The organism is Rhizobium favelukesii (genome assembly GCF_000577275.2).
GTDB lineage: Bacteria > Pseudomonadota > Alphaproteobacteria > Rhizobiales > Rhizobiaceae > Rhizobium > Rhizobium favelukesii.
The window spans coordinates 2,954,443-2,968,227 of record NZ_HG916852.1 but is presented as its reverse complement, the minus strand read 5'-3'; the positions used below and the strand labels follow the sequence as shown (position 1 = coordinate 2,968,227).

Below are 13,785 nucleotides of genomic sequence, written 5' to 3'. Positions count from 1 at the left end.
TGGCGCTGCCGGCGAACACTTAGCATCTCCTTCTGTGCGCTGTAATTTTTTGCTGCGTCCTGTCGGATGTCGCGCTACTCCTTCGTCATTCAGGAAGAGGAGTAAGACATGCTTTATGCAATCCTTTGTTATGCGAATGAAGAGACGGTGTTCTCCTGGACCAAGGAGGAGGAGGAGGCCGTGATGGCGAAGCTTTATGCCGTCCAGGCGCCATTGGCCGAGCGTGGCAAGCTTGGTCCTGTGGGCCGGCTGATGCCGACGACCGCGGCCACCACCGTGCGCAAGGGCAAGGAAGAGCCGCTTGTCCTCGACGGTCCGTTTGCGGAGACGAAGGAAGCGCTCCTCGGTTTTTACGTGGTTGATTTCGATACTCTGGAGGAGGCGGTCGCCTTCTCGAAGGAGCTGTCTGCGGTCAATCCGGGTTCCACCTCTTATGAAATTCGGCCGTTCTACGTGTTCCGGCCGGGAGCTTCTTCGACATGACAGACATTGCCTGGATCGATGTGACGCTTGCTTCGGCCCGGCCGAAGGCGCTTGGCGCCCTGCTCAGATACTTCCGCGATCTCGATATCGCGGAGGAGGCCTTTCAGGAGGCCTGCCTGCGCGCCATCCGCACCTGGCCGGACAAGGGACCGCCGCGCGATCCGACGGCATGGCTGATCTTCGTCGGCCGCAACAGCGGCATCGACGCTGTGCGCAAGCGCTCGAAGACACAGGCGCTTCCCGATGAGGAACTGATTTCCGATACCGGCGACGCCGAAAGCGACATTGCCGAACGGTTGGACGATTCCAACTATCGCGACGATATCCTGCGGCTGCTCTTCATCTGCTGCCACCCGGATCTGCCGGCCACGCAGCAGATCGCTTTGGCGCTGCGCATCGTCTCGGGGCTTACCGTGCAGCAGATCGCGCGTGCCTTCCTCGTCGGCGAAAGCGCCATGGAGCAGCGGATCACGCGAGCCAAGGCGCGCGTTGCCAAGGCCGGCGTGCCCTTCGAGACGCCGGATGCGCAGGAACGTGCCGAACGGCTCTCAATCGTCAGCACGATGATCTATCTGATCTTCAACGAGGGCTACAGCCAAGCCGATCCGAAGCACGAGGCATGCGCTTTCAGCGACGAGGCGATCCGGCTCGCGCGTCTTTTGCTGCGCATCTTTCCCGGCGAGCCAGAGCTGATGGGCCTGCTTGCGCTGATGCTGCTGCAGATTTCGCGGCGTCGGGCCCGCTTTAACCGCGAAAACGATATCGTATTGCTCGAGGATCAGGACCGCTCGCTCTGGAATCGCGAGCTGATCAACGAGGCGCTGGCGCTGCTCGACAAGGCCATCCGTCATCGCCAGCCCGGACCCTACCAGCTGCAGGCCGCGATCGCGGCGCTGCATTCTCGTGCCAAGCGCGCCGAAGATACCGATTGGGAAGAGATCGAGCTGCTTTATCTTGCGCTGGAGCGTGTCCAGCCGTCGCCGGTGATCACGCTCAACCGCGCCGTCGCGGTCTCCAAGCTCAGCGGCCCGCAAGAGGCGCTGGCACTTGTCGAAACACTCGGCGACAAGCTCGACGGCTATTTCTACTACCACGGTCTGCGCGGCGGCCTGCTGAAGCAACTCGGTCGCACCCGTGAGGCGCACGAGGCCTTCGATCGCGCCATTGCGCTTGCTCATTCCGCAGCGGAAGCTGCCCACATCCGCCAGCAGATCGACAGCCTCGTCCACGGGGCGGCGCAACCGATCGCGAAATAATTCTCAAACGTCATATCCGGTTGTCGGAACCGGAAAACCTCCTACGTCCTTGTAACAACCTGATCGAAAACAGGTTTCGCTCAACAGGAGGAATGCTGAAATGATCGCAGAAGCCCAACACGAACTGGTTCTCGTCCGGGAATTCGATGCCCCGCGCGAGAAGATCTTCAAGGCCTGGACCGATCCTGTGCTGATGAAGGAATGGTTCGTTCCGCGTCCATGGAGCATCGCAGACGCCAAGCTCGACGTGCGTCCCGGCGGCTCGAACCTCATCGTCATGCGCAACCCCGATGGTCAGGAGTTTCCGAACCGCGGGGTCTATCTGGAGATCGTCGAAAACGAGAAGATCGTTTTCACCGATGCATTCACCAGTGCCTGGGTGCCATCCGAAAAGCCGTTCTTCGTCGGCATCATCCTGCTCGAAGACCTCGGCAACGGGCGGACGAAATACACCGCCAAGGCCCGACACTGGACGGCGGCCGACAAGGAACAGCACGAGCAGATGGGCTTCCACGAAGGCTGGGGCAAATGCGCCGACCAACTCGCCGAGTTGCTTGCCAGGATCTGAAACGGGAATCGAAACAGGGGGATACAGGCATGTCTGCAATCATTGAATCACATGCGGGGCTTCCGCGTTGGCAAACCGTGACCGGCACGCTGATGAGCGGGTTGATCGTTGCCTTCCTCGTTTTCGACGGGGCGATCAAGCTGGTGCCGATCGCGCCGGTCACCGAGACGATGACTGCGCTCGGCTATTCGGGTGATCCGATGCTTGCCCGGGGTCTCGGTATCGTGACGCTGTTGTGCGCACTTCTTTATGCAATCCCGCGGACGTCGGTGCTCGGGGCAATCCTTCTTACGGGTTTGCTCGGCGGCGCGATCGCGACGCATCTGCGGGTGGGAAGCCCGATCTTTTCGCACCTGCTGTTCGGGGTCTATCTCGGGCTGATTGCCTGGGGTGGCCTTTATCTCAGATACGAAGTCCTTCGGAAAATGATTCCATTCAAGGTCTGAAGTCGTTGATTTCAGAACGGAAATTCCGCCGCGGCCGGAGTCGCGGCGATGCTGCCTATCGATATTCTCGAACGATCGGTTCCAGAATTTGTATTTGCGCTAGGGCTGCGTCATCCTTATCTCCATCAGTGAATTCAACGGGATGCGAACCATGGAACTAGGCCTCTACACTTTTGCCGACGTGAACCCGGTTCCGAGCCGAAGCAAGGGTGAGGAAGGGGCTGAGCGCCTGAAGCATCTGATCGAGGAAATCGAACTCGCCGACCAGGTCGGGCTCGATGTGTTCGGACTGGGCGAGCACCACCGGCCGGACTATGCCGCTTCCGCTCCCGCCGTCGCCTTGGCCGCCGCTGCCGTGAAAACCAAGAATATCAGACTGACCAGCGCCGTGACCGTGCTCAGTTCGGATGATCCGGTGCGGGTCTTCCAGCAGTTCGCGACACTCGACCTGCTTTCCAATGGGCGTGCCGAGATCATGGCGGGGCGAGGCTCGTTCATCGAGTCCTTCCCGCTCTTCGGCTATAATCTGGAAGACTACGACCAGCTGTTTGCGGAAAAGCTCGACCTGCTGGTGGCCCTTTGCGACAACGAGACGGTCAGTTGGTCGGGCGAACTGCGTGCGCCGATCAATGGGCGCGGGGTTTATCCGCGGCCGCTGCAGGAGCCCTTGCCTTTGTGGATCGCCGTCGGCGGCACGCCGCAATCGCTGGCGCGTGCAGGCGCGATGGGCTTGCCGGTAGCACTGGCTATCATCGGCGGTGAGCCGCGGCGCTTCGCGCCGTTGTTCGATCTCTACCGCGAGGCGGCGCGCCGGGCCGGGCAGGAGGCGTCGAAGCTCAAGACCAGCATCAACGTGCACGGCTTCATTGCGGATACGACGGAGGCTGCCGCCGACCAGTTCTACGGTCCGCAGGCTGAGGTCATGAACCGGATTGGCCGCGAACGCGGCTGGGGACCGACGAACCGGGCGCATTTCGACATGTCGCGCGGACCCAACGGCGCGCTCTTCGTGGGAGAGCCGGAACTGGTGGCGGAGAAGATCATCGCGCATCACCGACTGTTCAAGAATGACCGCTTTCTGCTGCAGATGGCCATCGGCCTGATGCCGCACGACCAGATCATGCGCGGCATCGAGTTGTACGGCACGAAAGTCGCGCCGATCGTCAGAAAGGCATTGACTGAAAGCGACGAAGAGGCGAAAGCCACCGCCTGAAGCTGGAGCATGATGCCGTAAAGGATGAATTGGATTCCGAACGCAGTCGTGCTCTCATCCTGATCGAGAGCCGGCCGACCGGCCGAAGAAGGCCGGGTAGAGATCCATGATCATTGAAAGCGAAGACGAACTCCTCAAGCTGAAGGAAATCGGCCGCATCTGCGCCAATGCCTTGCAGGTGATGAGCGCATCGCTTGAACCCGGTATCACGACGCTGGAACTCGATCAGATTGGCCGTAAAGTGCTGGAGGAAGCCGGTGCGCGCTCCGCGCCCGAACTTTGCTACCAGTTTCCCGGTGCGACCTGCATCAGCGTCAACGAGGAAATCGCCCATGGCATTCCGGGCCAGCGCGTCATTCGTCCGGGGGACCTCGTCAATATCGACGTATCGGCGGAAAAGGACGGTTTCTTTTCCGATACCGGTGCGTCCTTCAGCCTTGCGCCGCACAAGTCGAAGATCGAGAAGCTCTGCCGCGACGGCAAGCGGGCGCTGTGGGTCGGCCTCAACCAGGTGAAATCAGGCGAGCCTCTCGCCAGGATCGGCCAGGCTGTCGGCGCCTTTGCCGTGAAGAACCGCTATACCCTTGTCGCCAATCTGGCGAGCCACGGGATCGGCCGTTCGCTACACGAAGAGCCGGCCGAGCTCTCGACCTGGCCGGATCCATCCGAGAAGCGGATGATAACGGAAGGCCTTGTCTTCACGGTCGAGCCTTTCCTCTCGCTCGGCGCAACATGGGCGGAGGGAGGCGACGATGCCTGGACGCTCTACGCGGACCCGGAGGCACCGACCGTGCAATACGAGCACACGATCGTCGCCACGCGAAATGGTCCTGTCATCCTGACGCTGCCGGAAGGCGGCGCCTGAGGCGTTAGGCGCCCGAACGGCCGCCGGCAAGAATTTCGCCGGCCGCGCGCTCGAGAATGCCGGCGATGCGCTTGGCTTCATCCTTCGACCAGGGATAGCGCAGCCTAAGCGCGGATTTCAGCAACATGCGCGCCGCCGCAACTTCGGTTTTGTCGTCCGGAAAGCCGTCATCGTCTCGTTCGCCAACGCGGCTTTCGGGGTCGAAGATCTTGCGGACATGCGCCATCTTCGAAGCAATCCCCTCCAACTTGGAGAGCGTCACGTCGATCATCGTGCGGTTCTCCTCGACGAGCCTGCGGCCGCTCTCGGTGATGCTATAGAGCTTCTTGGCGCCCTCGCTCTCGACATCGGCAAGACCGGTTTCTTCCAGGTAAGTCAGCGCCGGATAGATGACGCCGGGGCTTGGAACATAGAAGCCGCCTGAGCGCTCTTCCAAAAGCTTGATCAGCTCGTAGCCGTGGCGGGGCTGTTCCACCAGCAGCGCCAGAATCACCAGCTGCAAGTCGCCCGACGCGAATTTCCGCCCCATGCGAAAACCGCCGCCGCCCATCATTCCGCCTCTGAAACCTCTCATAGGTCACTCCTTCGATGTATCTTTCACTATGTCTTAAAACATATATCTTAAGATAATCGCTTTCAAGGAGCGAAGGGATGATTTCGTGCAATTGATCGATCGATCAGAAAATCTTGATTGTCGGCGTCATGCTGCAGCGCGATAAGCAGACCATGTTGGCACGCAATGACACCTCCTCCGAAAACCTGTTCCGAACCGGGCTGGCAGGCGCAATCGCCATGGCCGCCGCCATGGGGTTCGGCCGTTTTTCCTACACGCCGATCCTGCCGAGCATGATCAGCGGCGTGCCGCTTTCGGCCGCAGATGCGGGCTTTATCGCCTCAGCGAATTTCGTCGGTTATCTCGTCGGTGCCGTTCTGGCCGCCTATGGCTGGGCAGAAGGACGCGAGCGCAAGGTCGCGCTCCTTGCTCTTGCGGCAACCGCGGTCCTCCTTGCCGCCATGGCCATGACGACATCCGTTCCGGCCTTTGCCGTCATCCGTTTCCTCGCCGGCGTTGCCAGCGCCTTCGCTCTCGTTTTCAGTTCGCAGATCGTGCTCAGCCACGGCGCGATCGCTGGCAACGACCATGTGCAGGCGGCGCATTTCGGTGGTCCAGGCGCCGGTATCGCGCTCTCGTCCGTCATGGTGCTACTGATCGGGCTGTTTTATCACGGCAGCGCTGAGGCGTGGCGAGCGTCCTGGATCGGTGGTGCGGTCTATTCGGCAGTCAGCCTGATAGCGGTCTGGTGGTTGCTGCCGGCAGGCCCGGCTGTCGCGGCACAGACCGGCAGGGAACCGCGGATCGTCTGGAGCCCACCGATGCTGCTTGTGACCGCATCTTATGGCCTATTCGGCTTCGGCTATGTGATCACCGGCACGTTTCTGGTCACGATCGCGCGCATGGATGCTGCCGGGCCGATCGTTGAGTTTCTTTGCTGGTTCATCGCCGGTCTGACCGCTTCGGTGGCGCTCTTTGCCTGGAAGCCGTTCGTCCGCCCGCTCGGACTGGGGAAGGTGTACGTGGCCGCACTGCTGATCGAGGCGGTCGGCGTGCTGGCAACCGTTCTCCTGCCGCATTCGGTAGCGCCGCTCATCGGTGGCGCGCTGTTTGGGGCAACCTTCCTCGCGATTACCGCTTATGGCCTGCAGATCGGTCGCAAACTGTCCCCCGCCAGCCCGCGCCGGATACTCGCGACGATGACGGCAGCATTCGGATCCGGGCAGATCATCGGCCCCATTGTCGCGGGGTGGATGGCCGAGCAAACGGGCAGCTTCACGACGCCGACCTATGCCGCGGCCGCGGCGCTGCTGGTGTGCGCGGCGCTGGTGACACCGGTCACCAGGACGTTGTCATAGCGCGTTACAAGTGCGTAACAATGGGGTCAGCCCATTGCCGCTCTTTGCGAACTGCCGTAGTTTTCGCCGCAATTGGTCTGTTTAGAGACTCCGAAGACTCCAGTTCAGGAAAGCAAGCTCTCCCGTGTTCGTATCCTACTTCCCCAAGCCTAGCCTCTTCTTCATCTCAGCTGTTGCTTGGGCGCTTCTTGCCGTTCTCATTTGGTATTTCGTGGGTTCCGGCCTCGGTGCGGTGGTCGGCCTGCCGCCCCTGGCGTCAGGTCAGGAGGCGCCGATTGGTGTGTCTGTCTTCTGGTCGGCCCCGTTCCTGTGGTTCTACATCTACTATGTGTTGGCGGTCGCGCTCTTTGCCAGTTTCTGGTTCACCTATAGCCCGCACCGCTGGCAGATGTGGTCGGTGCTGGGCTCCGCGCTGATCATCTTCAATACCTATTTCTCGGTTCAGGTGAGCGTCGCCATCAATGCCTGGTACGGACCGTTCTATGATCTCATTCAGCAGGCTCTCGCGAAAACGGCACCGGTCACTGCAGCGCAGCTCTACCTCGGCATGCTCGGCTTTGCCGGCATCGCCTTCGTGGCGATCACCGTCGGTGTCCTCAATCTCTTCTTCGTCAGCCACTGGATTTTCCGCTGGCGCACGGCGATGAACGAATACTACATGGCGCACTGGCCGAAGCTTCGACACATCGAGGGTGCCTCGCAGCGTGTTCAGGAAGACACGATGCGCTTCTCCTCGACGGTTGAAAGCCTCGGCGTCAGCCTCGTCAGCTCGGTCATGACGCTGATCGCCTTCCTGCCCGTGCTGTTCAAGATCGGCTCCAACATCACCGAGCTGCCGCTGATCGGCGAGGTGCCGCATGCGCTCGTCTGGGCAGCGCTCTTCTGGTCGATCTTCGGCACTGTCTTCCTCGGGCTCGTCGGCATCAAGCTGCCGGGGTTGGAGTTCCGCAACCAGCGCGTCGAAGCATCCTACCGCAAGGAACTCGTCTACGGCGAAGACCATGCCGACCGGGCAACGCCGCCGACGGTCGCCGAACTCTTCGCCAACGTGCGCCGCAACTATTTCCGGCTCTATTTCCACTACATGTATTTCAACGTCGCCCGCATTTTCTATCTGCAGGCCGACAACCTGTTCAGCCTGATCGTGCTCGTGCCGTCGATCGTGGCCGGCAAGCTGACGCTCGGCCTGCTGACGCAGATCAACAATGTCTTCGATCAGGTGCGCGGCTCGTTCCAGTATCTCGTCAACTCCTGGACGACGATCGTTGAACTCTTGTCGATCTACAAGCGCCTGCGCACCTTCGAATCCGCGATCGAGGGCGAGCCGCTGCCTGATATCGACCAGCGCTACCTGGAGCGCGAAGCAGGCATCATCCACGCCGACGGCTAACGCTATCGTTCGGTGAAAACAAACGCCGCGCGTCAGGCTGACGCGCGGCGTTTTTCATTCGCTGCAAGCACAGGGAAGGATGTAAGGCGCCGCAATGCTCGCTTAAAGCCCCGAGGTCTGCGTCTGCGCCAGCAACTTGCCGCGCGCCTCGATCATCGGGATCGCCTCGGAATAGCTGACGCAGGCGACATCGGCGCGGCGACAGACATCGCTGACAAGCCGGTCGAGCGCGCGCCAATAAGCGCCGCCGTTCATCTCCACGAAATGGAAGCCGAGCTGCAGCGGGATGCGGTTGCCTGAATACTGCTTGTCGAATGCCTCCTTGAAGGCCGCATAGGAGCGGTCTTCGAATGCCTTCGAATCGGCCTTGTCCTCAGTGCCATTGGAGTGTCGAACGAACAGGTTGTAGTCCATGCCGATAATCGGCTTCTCGCGCGGGCCTTCAGGGATCAGCGGCAAGCCGAAGCGCACGATGCCGGCTTCCTCGACCGGAATGGCCGGTCCCTTGGTCACCAGGCTTGCGTCATAGGCGAAGCCAGCCGTCTTCTCCGCAGCGATCATGTCTGCGCCCGGCGTTGCCGAGAGGTAGGGTGCACGAAAGCCACGGATGCCGTGGTCGACCAACTCCTGCCAGCCGTTCGGCTCTTCGAGATCGACGCTCTTCCAGGCGTTCTTCAGCGTGGCATGGAAGGTCGCGAATTCTTTCGACCAGTCGGCCTCGCTCCACTGCCGCCCGTCGAAATGGCCGCAGGCATGGCTCGAGATGTCGTGGCCCTCGAGGTGGGCGTGCCAGATATTGCCGAGCCGCTCGCGGATTTCGTCGTCGCTCTGGGCGAAGCCGACATTCGACTTGCCCTGTTTCTGGTGCGGTGCCTGATAGGCCTTTTTGGCGGCCTGGTTCATCAGGAAGGTGCAGGAGAGGAAGTAGGTGAAATGCGCGCCGTTCTTCGCCGCCATCTCACGGCTTTTCTGCCAGAGCGCATTGTCGTGCGCACCGTCGAACGAGATCATCACCAGCTGCTTCGGCTGGTCGTTGGCGCCCGCTGCGCCGGGAATGAACAAAGAAAGAGCGAGGGAGGCTTTGAAAAACGAATGAAACATGGACACCGCGACAATTTGTTTGCGGCTTTCCTGTTACAGAAATGCGGCGAAGCTGCGGTGACGCTGGCGTTTTTCGCCGGCTGCGGCTAAGTCTCGGAAAACGCACAGGAGATCGCCATGACATTGCTAATCGTCGGGATCATCATTTTCCTCGGGCTTCATCTGATCCGCGTCATTGCGCCCGGCCTTCGACAGTCCATGATCGACAGCCTCGGCGAGCACGGCTGGAAGATCGCTTACTCCATTGTCAGCATCCTCTCGCTGATCCTGCTGATCTACGGCTTTGGTCAGGCCCGCCAGGTGACTGGCATGCTCTACACCCCGCCGGTATGGATGGCGCACGTCACCCTGACGCTGATGCTGCTCGCCATCATCTGTCTCGTCGCCTCGCTGCTACCGGCGGGGCATATCGCGGTCAAGACAAAGCATCCTATGGTGCTGTCGGTGAAGATCTGGGCTTTCTCACACCTCTTGGCCAACGGCGAGACTTCCTCGGTGCTGCTGTTCGGTGCCTTCCTCGCATGGGGCGTGATCCTGCGCATTGCGCTGAAGCGCCGCGAGCGCGCCGGCGAGCTCACCCTGCGTCCTTTCGTCTCGGGAAAGTATGATCTCTATGCCGTGATCATCGGCGTCGTTGCCTGGGCACTCATCACGTTCAAGCTGCACGAGCTGTTGATTGGCGTGGCGCCGATCGTTATGTGACGAATCTTTCCAATCCCCCTTACAACTGCTGAAAAATGGGGTAGAAGGCCCACAATGTGCGTGCAACCCGCATGACGAAGCATATCCGCGGCCGGAGACGAGAATGGCATTCAACGACGACAGCTTCATTCGTGAAGTCAATGAAGAACTGCGTTCCGACCAAGTGAAGGGCGCATGGCGCCGGTTCGGCCGCTACCTGATTGCGCTTGCCGTCCTGATCGTCCTCGGTACCGTCGGCTACAAGGTCTATGAGTATTGGGACGACAACCAGTCCTCCGGCACGGGCGACCAGTTCATTGCTGCCATGAAGCTCGCTGACGAGAACAAGAACGACGAGGCGCTGGCCGCGCTCAATAAGCTGGAAAAGGAAGGTCACGGAGCTTACCCGATCCTGGCGCGGATGCGTGCAGCCACCGTGCTGGCGCAGAAGGGCGATACACCAGGTGCCGTTTCCGCCTTCGACGTGATCGGCAAGGACAACGCAGCACCACAGGCCGTTCGCGATGCCGCCAAGATGCGGGCTGGCTGGCTGCTGATCGAAGGTGGCACCTACGATCAGGTTTCCGCGCATGTCGAGGAAATGGCTGTTCCCGGCAACGCCTTCCGTCACTCCGCCCGCGAGGCACTCGGCCTTGCCGCCTATAAGGCCGGCAACATGACGCAGGCGCGCCAATGGTTCCAGGCGATCGCCGATGATGCGCAGAGCCCGCGCAATGTTGCCAATCGTGCCCAGATGATGCTTGATAACATCACCGCATCCGGCAAGGCGCCCGCCGCACAGGGCTGAATGTAAGGAATTTCAATGAGCTTTACGGTCGCCATCGTCGGTCGCCCGAATGTTGGCAAGTCGACGCTTTTCAACCGCTTGGTTGGAAAGAAGCTGGCGCTCGTCGATGACACGCCGGGTGTCACCCGCGACCGCCGCCCCGGCGACGCGCGGCTGGTCGACCTGCGCTTTACCATCGTCGACACCGCTGGCCTTGAGGAGGCCCACGAAGAGAGCCTGCAGGGGCGGATGCGCGCGCAGACCGAGGCGGCGATCGACGAAGCCGATCTCTCTCTGTTCGTCGTCGACGCCAAGACCGGTCTGACGCCTGTCGATACGGCGCTCGCCGAGATGCTGCGCCGTCGCGGCAAACCGGTGATACTGGTCGCCAACAAGTCCGAAGCGCGCGGCTCCGACGCTGGTTTCTATGATGCCTACTCGCTGGGCCTCGGGGAGCCCACGCCGATTTCGGCCGAACACGGACAGGGTATGCTCGACCTGCGCGACGCGATCGTTGCGGCGCTTGGCGAGGAGCGTGCGTTTCCACCGAAGGAAGATGTCGCCGTCACTGATGTCGATATCCCGCAGTCGACCGGCGCCGACGGCGAGGAAGAGCCGGCTTACGACGACAGCAAGCCGCTGCGCGTGGCGATCGTCGGCCGCCCGAATGCCGGCAAGTCGACGCTGATCAATCGCTTCCTCGGCGAAGACCGGCTGCTGACCGGGCCGGAAGCCGGTATTACGCGCGATTCCATCTCCGTCGAGTGGGACTGGCGCGGCCGCACGATCAAGATGTTCGACACGGCAGGCATGCGCCGCAAGGCAAAGGTGATCGAGAAGCTGGAAAAGCTTTCGGTCGCCGATGCGCTGCGCGCCATCCGCTTTGCCGAACTCGTCGTCGTCGTCTTCGACGCGACGATCCCGTTCGAGAAACAGGATCTGCACATCGTCGATCTGGTGCTGCGTGAGGGCCGTGCTGCTGTGCTCGCCTTCAACAAGTGGGACATGATCGAGGATCCGCAGGCGGTTTTGGCCGATCTGCGCGAAAAGACCGACCGGCTGCTGCCGCAGGCGCGCGGCATCCGCGCTGTACCGATCTCCGGCCAGACGGGGCGTGGTCTCGACAAGCTGATGCAGTCGATCATCGATACGGACGAGGTCTGGAACAAGCGCATTTCGACGGCGCGCCTCAATCGCTGGCTGGAACAGCAGCAGGTGCAGCACCCGCCGCCGGCAGTCTCCGGCCGCCGCATCAAGCTCAAGTACATGACGCAGGTGAAGGCGCGCCCGCCGGCCTTCATGATTTCCTGCACGCGTTCGGACGCGTTGCCGGAATCCTATACGCGTTATCTGATCAATGGCCTGCGTGCTGATTTCGACATGCCGAGCGTGCCGATCCGCATCCACTACCGCTCGCCTGACAATCCGTACGAGTCGAAGAAGCGACGGACCTAGTCGGCAGCGGAGTTTAGGCCGTTTTGCGTTGCAGCGCGTCGCGCAGTGCGATGACGTCGGCCCCTAGCCGCTTCAGTTCTGCGAATTCCCTGCCTGACGCCTCGGCGATGCAGCGGGGGATGGCAGCCGCGCGTTGTCTGAGTTCCCGGCCTTCCCCGGTCAAGCGGATGATGACGACGCGCTCATCGTTCTTGCCACGCTCGCGCTTGACGTAGCCTATCGCTTCCAGGCGCTTAAGAAGCGGGGTGAGGGTGCTCGACTCGAGGAGCAGCTTCTCACCAATGCCGCCGACGGTCTGACCGTCTTCGTTCCAGAGGGTGACCATCACCAGATATTGCGGGTATGTGAGGTCCAGGGCGTCAAGCAGCGGCTTGTAGACGCGGTTCATAGCGTGGTTCGCGGTGTAAAGCGCGAAGCAGACGAAATCGTCGAGGTTCAGATCGTCGCTCATATCTGTGATCTCCAAAATTGCGCAACAATATATCGCGCGATAAATAATCGCAATGAAGTTTTTCGCATGGGAGCCATGCCGAGTTTTATATCGTACAATAAATAATCGCACGATAAATAAAATGCGTGTTCACGACGAACCGCAACCGGAAGGACAAAACAATGTCGACCGTAAAGACCGCAGTCTCCGCAGCAACTATCCTGGCAGCCACCACCTTCGGCGCCGCGGCCGATCCGGTACTGGAACCGACGACCCAAAAGTTCATCGACGCGCTGGCCGGCGCCAAGCCGATTTATACGCTGTCTCCCGCCGACGCCCGTGGCGTGCTTGCTGGCGCGCAGAAGGGCGACGTCAAGAAGCTTGCGGCAAAGGAAGAAAACGGGACGATCAAGGCCGGTCCGACCGGCAGCATCAAGTTGCGCATCGTTCGTCCGGAAAGTGCGAAGGGCAAGCTTCCTGTCGTGATGTATTTCCACGGCGGCGGTTGGGTTCTCGGCGATGCCGACACGCATGACCGCCTCGTGCGCGAAATCGCCAATGGCGCCAAGGCCGCCGTCGTCTTCGTTGACTACGAGCGCTCGCCGGAGGCGCGCTATCCGATCGCGATCGAGCAGGCCTACGCCGCCACGAAATATGTCGCCGAGCATGAGAAGGAATTCAATGTCGACGCAAGCCGCCTGGCGGTGGCCGGCGATAGCGTGGGCGGCAACATGGCGGCGGCAGTCACCTTGCTTGCCAAGGAGCGCGGCGGCCCGGCGATCGACCAACAGGTTCTTTTCTATCCGGTGACGGACGCCAACTTCGAGACCGGCTCCTACAACCAGTTCGCCAACGGTCCGTGGCTGACGAAGGAGGCGATGAAGTGGTTCTGGAACGCCTATCTGCCCGATGAAGCCAAGCGCAAGCAACCGACTGCTTCACCGCTGCAGGCATCGCTCGATCAGCTGAACGGCCTGCCGCCGGCACTGATCATCACCGATGAGAACGACGTGCTGCGCGACGAAGGTGAGGCCTATGGCCGGAAGCTGAGCCAGGCCGGCGTCAAGGTGACCTCGATCCGCTATAACGGGACGATCCACGACTTTGTGCTTCTCAACGCCATTGCCGAGACACCGGCGGTACGCAGCGCGATTTCCGTCGCCACCCAGACGCTGCGCGACGCGCTCAGGAAATAAGTG

The 13,785-nt window shown here is 61.1% G+C and carries 15 protein-coding genes; 12 read left to right on the top strand and 3 right to left on the bottom strand.

Features of this window, described 5'->3' with window-relative positions; genetic code table 11:
* Positions 1–108 precede the first annotated feature (108 nt).
* From LPU83_RS53250 to map, 6 genes are all read left to right on the top strand, one after another.
* Positions 109–483, top strand: a complete 375-nt coding sequence (locus tag LPU83_RS53250; protein WP_024313958.1) for a YciI family protein — start codon at positions 109–111, stop codon at positions 481–483.
* On the top strand, positions 480–1,739 hold the full coding sequence (locus tag LPU83_RS53245; protein WP_024313957.1) for an RNA polymerase sigma factor: 1,260 nt from the start codon (positions 480–482) through the stop codon (positions 1,737–1,739). Before LPU83_RS53250 ends, LPU83_RS53245 begins: the two co-directional genes overlap by 4 nt.
* 100 nt (positions 1,740–1,839) lie before the next feature.
* Complete coding sequence (locus LPU83_RS53240; protein ID WP_024313956.1) at positions 1,840–2,307, top strand: SRPBCC family protein; 468 nt, start codon at positions 1,840–1,842, stop codon at positions 2,305–2,307.
* 29 nt (positions 2,308–2,336) lie between these two features.
* Complete coding sequence (locus tag LPU83_RS53235) at positions 2,337–2,753, top strand: DoxX family protein (protein ID WP_024313955.1); 417 nt, start codon at positions 2,337–2,339, stop codon at positions 2,751–2,753.
* A gap of 151 nt (positions 2,754–2,904) precedes the next feature.
* Positions 2,905–3,966: an LLM class flavin-dependent oxidoreductase gene (locus tag LPU83_RS53230; protein WP_037069929.1), complete on the top strand. Its 1,062-nt coding sequence runs from the start codon at positions 2,905–2,907 to the stop codon at positions 3,964–3,966.
* A gap of 106 nt (positions 3,967–4,072) precedes the next feature.
* On the top strand, positions 4,073–4,831 hold the full coding sequence (map, locus tag LPU83_RS53225; protein ID WP_024313953.1) for a type I methionyl aminopeptidase: 759 nt from the start codon (positions 4,073–4,075) through the stop codon (positions 4,829–4,831).
* A gap of 4 nt (positions 4,832–4,835) precedes the next feature.
* On the opposite strand, the gene LPU83_RS53220 is transcribed toward map, so the two are convergent.
* Positions 4,836–5,405: a PadR family transcriptional regulator gene (locus LPU83_RS53220; RefSeq protein WP_024313952.1), complete on the bottom strand. Its 570-nt coding sequence runs from the start codon at positions 5,403–5,405 to the stop codon at positions 4,836–4,838.
* A gap of 128 nt (positions 5,406–5,533) precedes the next feature.
* Here LPU83_RS53220 and LPU83_RS53215 point away from each other — a divergent pair, with 128 nt between their 5' ends.
* Positions 5,534–6,742 carry a YbfB/YjiJ family MFS transporter gene (locus LPU83_RS53215; protein ID WP_024313951.1) on the top strand — a complete coding sequence of 403 codons (1,209 nt, stop codon included), beginning with the start codon at positions 5,534–5,536 and terminating at the stop codon, positions 6,740–6,742.
* Positions 6,743–6,866: 124 nt separating this feature from the next.
* Positions 6,867–8,132, top strand: coding sequence for a bacteroid development protein BacA (gene bacA, locus LPU83_RS53210; protein ID WP_024313950.1), 1,266 nt, complete (start codon positions 6,867–6,869; stop codon positions 8,130–8,132).
* 102 nt (positions 8,133–8,234) lie between these two features.
* Here bacA and LPU83_RS53205 read toward each other — a convergent pair whose 3' ends face one another.
* Positions 8,235–9,233 carry a polysaccharide deacetylase family protein gene (locus LPU83_RS53205; protein WP_024313949.1) on the bottom strand — a complete coding sequence of 333 codons (999 nt, stop codon included), beginning with the start codon at positions 9,231–9,233 and terminating at the stop codon, positions 8,235–8,237.
* 117 nt (positions 9,234–9,350) lie between these two features.
* Here LPU83_RS53205 and LPU83_RS53200 point away from each other — a divergent pair, with 117 nt between their 5' ends.
* The 3 genes from LPU83_RS53200 to der all read left to right on the top strand — a co-directional run bounded on the left by LPU83_RS53200 (position 9,351) and on the right by der (position 12,156).
* A complete protein-coding gene (locus tag LPU83_RS53200) occupies positions 9,351–9,935 on the top strand; it encodes an NnrU family protein (RefSeq protein WP_024313948.1) in 585 nt (194 codons plus the stop codon).
* A 103-nt stretch (positions 9,936–10,038) separates the two neighbouring features.
* Positions 10,039–10,722, top strand: coding sequence for a tetratricopeptide repeat protein (locus LPU83_RS53195; RefSeq protein ID WP_024313947.1), 684 nt, complete (start codon positions 10,039–10,041; stop codon positions 10,720–10,722).
* Positions 10,723–10,737: 15 nt separating this feature from the next.
* A complete protein-coding gene (gene der / locus LPU83_RS53190; RefSeq protein ID WP_024313946.1) occupies positions 10,738–12,156 on the top strand; it encodes a ribosome biogenesis GTPase Der in 1,419 nt (472 codons plus the stop codon).
* A gap of 13 nt (positions 12,157–12,169) precedes the next feature.
* Here der and LPU83_RS53185 read toward each other — a convergent pair whose 3' ends face one another.
* Positions 12,170–12,607, bottom strand: coding sequence for a MarR family winged helix-turn-helix transcriptional regulator (locus tag LPU83_RS53185; protein WP_024313945.1), 438 nt, complete (start codon positions 12,605–12,607; stop codon positions 12,170–12,172).
* 161 nt (positions 12,608–12,768) lie between these two features.
* Between LPU83_RS53185 and LPU83_RS53180 the strand changes: the two genes are divergently transcribed.
* A complete protein-coding gene (locus LPU83_RS53180) occupies positions 12,769–13,782 on the top strand; it encodes an alpha/beta hydrolase (protein ID WP_024313944.1) in 1,014 nt (337 codons plus the stop codon).
* Positions 13,783–13,785 lie beyond the last annotated feature (3 nt).